At 61.0% G+C, this 687-nt stretch carries 1 protein-coding gene; it reads right to left on the minus strand.

Annotated elements, in window-relative coordinates; all coding sequences use genetic code 11:
• A partial coding sequence (locus F3J45_RS29615; protein ID WP_205300753.1) for an immunoglobulin-like domain-containing protein occupies window positions 1–687 on the minus strand: 687 nt, incomplete at both ends.

A 687-nucleotide genomic window follows, 5' to 3' on the forward strand; every position in this document is an offset into this window, starting at 1 on the left:
TGGTCGTGTCCTGCACATCGGTGACAGAGGTGCTGACCTGCGACTTGTCGGCTACCAGATTCTCGTAATTGCCACCGGACACATTGCTGATGCTGTTGGTGACCGGTGCATGGCCTTGATAAACGTCGTTGCTGACCACGCCCGTAGCGGTTCCCGAGCTTTGGCCAACGGGGATGGTAATGGTCTGGCCATTGGTCAGCGTGACCACGACCGGGTTGCCGGTAACCGGCGCGCCAACGGTGGCGGTGTAGACGATGGTGCCGCCTTCGGCCACGGACGGTGTGGCAGTCAGGGTGACGGTTGTGGTGTCCTGCACATCGGTGACCGTAGTGCTCACCGTAGCCGTATTCGCCACCAGGTTTTCGTAATTGCCGCCGCTGACTGCAGTGATGTTGTTGGTAACCGGAGCATGCCCCTGGTACACGTCATTGGTCGTGGCGCCCGTAGCTGTGCCCGAGCTCTGGCCAACCGGGATAGTGATCGTCTGGCCGTTAGCCAAGCTAACCACGACCGGGCTACCCGTGACTGGAGCGCCAACCGTCGCGGTGTAAATGATGGTGCCGCCTTCGGCCACGGACGGTGTGGCGGTCAGGGTGACGGTGGTGGTGTCCTGCACATCGGTAACGTTGGTGCTGACTTGTGACTTGTCGGCCACCAGATTCTCGTAGTTCCCGCCCGATACGTTGC

The sequence above is a fragment of the Pantoea sp. Ap-967 genome, from assembly GCF_011752565.1.
Lineage (GTDB): Bacteria > Pseudomonadota > Gammaproteobacteria > Pseudomonadales > Pseudomonadaceae > Aquipseudomonas.